Annotated in this window: 6 protein-coding genes; 2 read left to right on the plus strand and 4 right to left on the minus strand. The window is 72.3% G+C overall.

Going from position 1 to position 6980, the window contains the following annotated elements:
* The 3 genes from VGO10_RS14390 to VGO10_RS14400 form a co-directional block, all read right to left on the minus strand.
* On the minus strand, window positions 1-1605 hold a 1605-nt coding region (locus VGO10_RS14390), incomplete at its 3' end, for a phage holin family protein (protein ID WP_327469481.1).
* On the minus strand, window positions 1590-2972 hold the full coding sequence (gene zwf / locus VGO10_RS14395; RefSeq protein WP_327469483.1) for a glucose-6-phosphate dehydrogenase: 1383 nt from the start codon (window positions 2970-2972) through the stop codon (window positions 1590-1592). The genes VGO10_RS14390 and zwf, both read right to left, overlap by 16 nt.
* The gene (locus VGO10_RS14400) at window positions 2915-4294 is read right to left on the minus strand and encodes a chloride channel protein (RefSeq protein WP_327469485.1); all 1380 of its coding nucleotides are present in this window, start codon (window positions 4292-4294) and stop codon (window positions 2915-2917) included. The genes zwf and VGO10_RS14400 overlap by 58 nt, the downstream gene beginning before the upstream one ends.
* 115 nt (window positions 4295-4409) lie before the next feature.
* Between VGO10_RS14400 and VGO10_RS14405 the strand changes: the two genes are divergently transcribed.
* Window positions 4410-4952, plus strand: coding sequence for a hypothetical protein (locus VGO10_RS14405; RefSeq protein ID WP_327469487.1), 543 nt, complete (start codon window positions 4410-4412; stop codon window positions 4950-4952).
* 147 nt (window positions 4953-5099) lie between these two features.
* On the opposite strand, the gene VGO10_RS14410 is transcribed toward VGO10_RS14405, so the two are convergent.
* Complete coding sequence (locus VGO10_RS14410; protein WP_327469489.1) at window positions 5100-6449, minus strand: NAD(P)/FAD-dependent oxidoreductase; 1350 nt, start codon at window positions 6447-6449, stop codon at window positions 5100-5102.
* An 87-nt stretch (window positions 6450-6536) separates the two neighbouring features.
* On the opposite strand from VGO10_RS14410, the gene VGO10_RS14415 reads away from it, so the two are divergent.
* Window positions 6537-6980, plus strand: a 444-nt coding sequence (locus VGO10_RS14415; protein WP_327469491.1) for a universal stress protein, incomplete at its 3' end; no start/stop codon positions are given.

Consider the following 6980-nt stretch of genomic DNA (forward strand, 5'->3'; position numbering starts at 1 on the left):
CAGCCAGCCGACGTGCGGGTGCTCGCGCAGTGCCGTGATCAGGTTCGGGTGGCCCTCCTCGATCTCCTCGAGCGTCAGGCGCCGCGACTCCTGCATCAGGTACACGAGGCCCAGGTTGCCGGAACCGAGAACCACGACATCGCGACCCGAGACGTCATTCTTGGCCGGCTTCTTCGAGTCGCGGCCGGTCGCCTCGCCAAGCGCATGGGCGGCCATCGCCGACTGCTCGTCGCCGCCGGCGAACTCGGCCACCTCGCCCCCGCTCAGGGATCGCTTGACCAGTTCGTCGAGTCCGTAGCCATTTCGCTGCTTGAAGGTCGCCCCCTGGGTCTGGCCGTGGTCGGAGAGCACGACGATCTCGTACGGCCGCGGCGCGTACCTGCGGGCCCGACTGATGCGACCAAACTGCTGGTCGAGCTTGCGCAGCGCCTCCATCGTGTCGACGCGCTGCAACCCCGAATGATGAGCAACCTCGTCGTAGCTGGAGAACGTCGCGTAGACCGCCGGCCGCCCGCGCATCATGTCGGTCAGGACGCCGTGGACGATCAGGTCGCGCACGAACACGCACAGCGCGGCGCGCAGGAACGGGTAGGAGCCGCCGCGGTGCCCGCGCGGGCGGACGTCGCGGCGCGCGGCGCGCAGCGCCGAGGTCACCTCGATCCCGACCTCAAACCAGAACAGGACGAGCGTCCGCGTGACGTTGAAGCCGTTGGCCAGGAACGCCCGGTAGCCCGGGTTCGGCCCGCGCTCGGCGTCGGCGCGGCTGACCGTCAGAATCGTCTCCTCCGCCTCGCCGGAGAGCAGGTTGCCGCGGCTGGCGCCGCCGTCGACCAGCAGCCCGACGCCGGTCGCGTGGCGACGCTCGATCTCCGCGCAGTCCTCCGGCGAGGAGCAGACCATCATGCGGCCCGCCTCCTTCTCGACCCAGCGGAAGGCGGGGATGTCGTCGTTGGAGCCCAGCAGGATCCCGGCCTGGCTGGCGCCGGTCTGCGACGACAGGTCGGTCTCCCACTCGGCCAGGCGGTAGCCGTCCCGTGCGATCCAGCGCGCCATGCTGGGCGCGCTGCCGTCCCGCATCGCGGCCCGCAGGATCGGCAGGCCGAGGCCGTCGATCTCCAGGAACAGGATCCCCGGCACGTCGGTCGGGGCGCTGGCGCCCTGGCGCTTGGCGATGCGGCGGGTGACGCGCAGCGAGTACTCGTCGTCGTCGTCGTTGGTGCCGAGGATGATCTGCAGCACCATGCTCACGGCCGTGATGACGAGCGCCGCCAGCAGGGCGTCGCCGAAGCCGGCGATGTGGACGTCCTCGTCGGCCAGCAGCGCCGCGGCGCCCTGCAGCACGAGGGCGTCGGCGACCAACACCAACAGGAACCCGGTGATCAGCATGTAGGGGAGCCGCAACGCCGCGAGCACCGGCGGCAGCACGGCGTTGAGCAGCGCGATCGCCAGCGCCGCGGTGACCGCCGCGCCGCTGTGGCCGAGGCTGAAGCCGGGCAGCATCCACGCGGTCACCCACACCGCGGCGGCCGAGACGCCCCAGGCGAGCGCCAGCCGCAGCGGGCGCAGCTTCGGTGAGCTGGGCTGCCAGCTCACGCCGCGGCCCACGGCGCGTGCCAGCGTCCGTGGCCGGCGACGAGGCGGTCGCAGGCCTCCGGCCCCCAACTGCCCTGCGCGTAGCCGTGGACCGGCGGCGGCGCGTCGAGCAGCGGCTGCATGACGCGCCACGCCTGCTCGACGCCGTCCTGGCGGGTGAAGCGCGTGGCCTCGCCGCGCATGGCGGCCAGCAGCAGGACCTCGTAGGGCGCGGGGCCCTCGCCGCCCTCCTGGGCGAACTCCATGTCGAGGTGGATCGGCGCACCGTCGGGCGGGTCGCCGTGCTGGGCCTCCAGCAGCAGCCGGACGCCGGTCGTCGGGTCGAGCTTGACGACGAGCTGGTCGGGCTCCGGGCTGCGAGCGAACGCGCCGAATCCGAGGCGCGGCGGGCGCTCGAAGACCAGCCGCAGCTCGGTCTGGGTGATCGGGAGGTGCTTGCCGGTGCGCAGGAAGAACGGCACGCCCGACCAGCGCCAGTTGTCGACCTCCAGGCGCATCGCGGCGTACGTCTCGGTCGTCGAGTCGGGCGCGACGCCGGGGGTCTCGCGATAGCCGTCGTACTGGCCGCGGACGTAGGCGCTGGGATCGGCCTCCGGCATCGCCTTGAACAGCGAGGCGATCGCGTCCTTGACCGTTGACGGATCCCGACCCGCGGGAGCCTCCATCGCCGCGGCGGCGACCACCTGCATCATGTGGTTGACGACGACGTCGCGCAGCGCACCGACCGGGTCGTAGAAGTGGCCGCGGTCCTCGACGCCGAAGCTCTCGGCCATCGTGATCTGCACCGAGGAGAGGTAGTTGCGGTTCCAGACCGGCTCGAGCATCGCGTTGGCGAAGCGCAGGTACAGGATCTCGACGAGGCCCATCTTCCCGAGGAAGTGGTCGATGCGAAACAGCTGGGACTCGTCGAGGTACTGGTGGATCTCGGCCGCGAGCGCGCGGGCCGAGTCGGTGTCGTGGCCGAACGGCTTCTCCACGACGACGCGGGCGTTCGCGGTCAGGCCGGCGTCGGAGAGCCCCTTGACCACACCGCCGAACAAGAAGGGCGGGATCTCGAGGTAGAAGACCGGCATCTCCTTGCCCTTGATCGCGGCCGCGACGCGCTCGAAGGTCGTGGGGTCGGCGAAGTCGCCCGAGACGTAGCTCATGCGGGCCACGAAGCGATCGAACACCTCGGGGTCGAGCGTCTCGCCCCCGTCGACGATCGCCTCCCGCGCGCGCAGCTTGAGGTCGTCGACGGTCCAGTCGTCGACGGCCACGCCGACGATCGGGCACGTCAGCAGCCCCCGGCGTTCGAGCCGGTACAGCGACCGCAGGGTCATCACCTTGGCGAGGTCGCCGGTGATGCCGAAGATGACGAGGACGTCGGCGGAGGCCATGGCGGGATGCTCGGGCCGGTGCCGTCGTCGGTCATCACCTGATCCGGATGAACGAGCGGCGTCAGCCGCGCGGTGACCACATGGCTGACGACGACCGCGACGATCACGACCGGCATGACGTTCGTGCCGTCGGTCCCGAGCAGCAGCGTCGCCAGCAGGGTGGAGGTCAGCGGCAGCGTGAGCATGGTGGTGCACATCGCGCCGATCCCCATCGCCACGGCCGGGATCAGCGGCAGGCCGGGGAGGTGGGAAGCGGCGATGCCGGCCGCCGCGCCGAGGAACATCGCCGGAAACACCGGGCCGCCGCGGAAGCTGCTGAGCGAGAGGCTGTAGGCCAGGCCCTTGGCGGCGACGAGCGCCAGCAGCGCGCCGACCGACCAGGTCGACGCGCCGTCGATCAGCGGCCCGAGCGCGGACTGGCCGGAGAACAGGACCTCGGTGGCGGGCTTGCCGGTCGCCTGGCCGAAGGCGACCGCCAACCCGCCGATGACGATGCCGAGCGCGGGCATCGTCACGAGCATGCGGGGCTCGGTGCGCGCCCGGACGGCCACCGCGAGGAGCGTGATCCCGCGGCCGAGGAACGGGGCGACGAGCCCGAACGCCAGCGCCCACGCCAGCCAGGTGCCGGTCGGGTGGCCCACGGCGCGCAGGTCGGGGATGGCCAGGCTCAGCGTCCCGAAGCCGGTGAGGGAGTCCAACCCGACGAAGACCAGCGAGCCGACGCCGGCCGCGAGGAGGCCGGGCAGGAGCACCAGGCCGAGCATCGGTCCGCCCAGGCCGGCGGCCTCCAGGAGCAGGAAGGCGCCCAGCAGCGGCGAGCCCAGCAGCGAGCTGATCGCGGCGAAGCTGCCGGCGGCCGCGACGATGGTCGCTGCTTGGTCGGGCGCATCGCGGGCGGCGAGGCGCACGGCCAGCACGCCCAGGCCGCTGCCGATCAGGATCAGCGGCGCCTCCGGGCCGAGCACGGCGCCGAAGCCCAGCGTCGCCAACGCGGCGAGGAAGATCCCGGGCACGTCGACGGGCTCGACGGCGCCGCCGGCGTGGAAGCCATCGGCCGGCGAGTGCCCGCCGGTGCCGGGCAGGCGCATGATCGCCAGCGCGGTCAGCAGCCCCGACAGCGCGAGGATCGGCAGCGGCCACCACGCCGGCGTGGTGGCGAATCCGAGCTGTCCGGGGAGGTCGTCGAAGAGCTCGGTCTGGAGGACGTCGACGAGCTTGAGGAAGCCGTAGGCCACGGCCGAGACCGGGATGCCGATCAGCGCTGCGACCACGAGCAGCTGGACATAGCTCCTGCTTCGCAGCAGCACGAGCGGATCGGGCATCGGCTGAGTACAGCCCAGTCCCGGCGCTCAGGGCATCACCCGGACCGGATGATGCCCGCCCGTGCGCGGAGGGCCACCATCGGGGCGACCTGCTGCGACGACGAAGGGAACAGCCATGGCCATCGGGCCGGTTCAGCTGATCGTGCTGGGCTTCAACCACCCCAAGTTCCACGGTGAGATCATCGAGGAGCTCGAGCGCCTGCGTGAGAGCGACACGGTCCGTGTCATCGATGCGCTCGCCGTCTACAAGGACGCTGACGGGGAGCTCGAGGTCGAGCACCTCAGCAACCTCACCGAGGCCGAGGCGGTCGAGCTCGGCACCGTGGTCGGCGCGCTGGTCGGCCTCGGCATCGACGGCGAGGAGGGGATGGCCGCGGGTGCCGACGCGGGCGCTGCCGGCGGCGCCCCGCAGGTCTTCCGCGACGCCGACGAGTGGGACGTCCTGGCCGACATCCCCAACGACTCCGCCGCGGCGCTGGTGCTCCTGGAGCACCACTGGGCCGTGCCGCTGCGCGACGCGATCATGCGCGCGGGCGGCTTCCGCCTCGGCGACGGCTTCATCAGCCCGCTCGACCTCGTCGCCGTCGGCCTGATGGCGGCCGAGGAGGCCGAGGAGCTCGCTTCCCTGGAGACGGCTGAGGCCGGCTCCCCTTCCTGATCACGAAAGGCTCATCACCATGTTCGGAGCTCGCCGCGTCGCACGACGCACAGGCCGACGGACCGCACGACGCGTCTCGCGTCGGTAGCGACAGGAATCGAGAGACGGTGATATGCCGGCGGGACCTTTGGTCCCGCCGGTCGCCGTTCAGCGCTGCTGCGGTCCGGTGGTGGCTAGCGGCGGCGCGCGGTCCTCGTCCCAGTCGATCGGTGCCGCGTCGGCGTGGTCGAGGATCTGTGGGCCGCGGCGCTTGGAGAAGTAGTCCGAGCCCCAGCTGACGAACGCGTCGATGCGGTTGCGCACGCCGGTCATGAGCTGGGCGTGGACGCCGAGCCAGGCCGAGAACGCGATCGCGCCGTGCAGCTCGTGGCGGTGCGGCCCGACTTCGGCGATCGCGGCGCCGCGCCCGATCATGGCCATGATGCCCTTGTCGTGGTAGTGAAACGACGACCGCGGCTTCCCGCTCAGGTCGGCCATGACGGTGTCGGCGGCGTGCACGCCGCTCTGCAGCGCGACCGACCCGAGCTGGGGCAGGGCGCTGCCGTCGGGCGCCGGGATGTTGGCGATGTCACCGGCGGCGTAGATGCCCGGCGCGCCGGCGACGCAGAGGTCGGAGCTGACCGTCAGACGTCCGCCGCGCCCTTGGGCGTCGGGCAGCGCGCCGGCCACGGCCGGCGCCATGATGCCGCCGCCCCAGACGACGCAGCGGGTGCGCAGCGTGGTGCCATCGGCAAGCGTGACGTGCCCGGCACCGACCTCGGTCACCGCGACGCCGAGATGCATCCGGACGCCCTTGCGGCCCAGGACCTTGGCGACGTACTCGTGGGCGTCCTCGGAGAACGGCCCGAGCAGCGTGGGGCCGAGGTCGACGAGATGGATCTGCACCGACGTGACGGCCAGGTCGTGGTACTCCTCCGCCATCGTCTCCTCCACGAGGTCGGCCAGCGCACCGGCCAGCTCGACCCCGGTCGGGCCGCCGCCCACGACGACGAACGAGAGCGCACCCTGATCGATCAGCGACGCGTCGCGGTCTGCCGCCTCGAAGACGCCGAGGATCCGCGAGCGTAGCGCCAGCGCGTCATCGAGCGAGTAGAGCGGGAACGCGTGCTCGGCGGCGCCGGGCGTGCGGAAGAAGTTCGGCTGCGAGCCGGCGGCCAGGACGATCGCGTCGCCGGCGATCACGTCGCCGTCGGCCGTCGTCACGCTGCGCGCGGCCGCGTCGATCGTCGCGACCTCGCCGAGTTTGACCGCGACGTTCTCGTCGTCGGCAAAGAGCTTGCGCAGCGAGTAGGCGATGTCGCTGGACGCCAGCTGCGACGTCGCGACCTGGTAGAGCAGCGGCTGGAACTGGTGGTAGTTGTTGCGGTCGAGCAGCGTGACCTGCATGTCGTCGACCTTGGCCAGGCGCCGCGCGCAGCCGAGGCCGGCGAACCCGGCTCCGACGACGATGACGCGCGGCTTGCCGTTCGTGGTGGATCCGGGGGAGGAGTGAGCCATCAGTGGTCGATCATCCGCCGCACCTCCGGACGGGCCATCATCCGATTCGGAGGATGCGCCCGTCGCGGGCGCGCGTAGGGTCGGCCCATGAGCGCTCCGATCCTCGCTGCCTTCAACCCGGCCACCGGCGATCGCGGGCCGGTCACCTTCGCCGTCGCCGCCTGCCGCGCGACCGGCGCGCCGCTGATCGTCGTCGCCGTGCGCCAGGGCGGCTCGATGCTCGACCGCCTGCACGGCGGCGAGCCGAGTGAGGCGGCGCCCGACGACGCCACCGCCGCCCTCGTGGCCGAGCTCCAGGCCGATGGCGTCGCCGCGCAGGTGCGCGTGGTCGACCACACGACGCCGGCCCGCGGGCTGGCCGGCGCCGTGGCCGCGCTGAGCCCCGAGCTGCTGGTCGTCGGTTCCGACCGCGAGGCGCGTCACGGCCACGTTCGTCCCGGGAGCACCGCCGAGCGGCTGATCTCCGGCTCATCGTGTCCCGTCGCGGTCGTGCCGCACCGCCACGCGCCCGAGGCGACGCTGGGCGCGATC

Source organism: Baekduia sp. (assembly GCF_035996765.1).
In the GTDB taxonomy this organism is placed as follows: domain Bacteria; phylum Actinomycetota; class Thermoleophilia; order Solirubrobacterales; family Solirubrobacteraceae; genus Baekduia.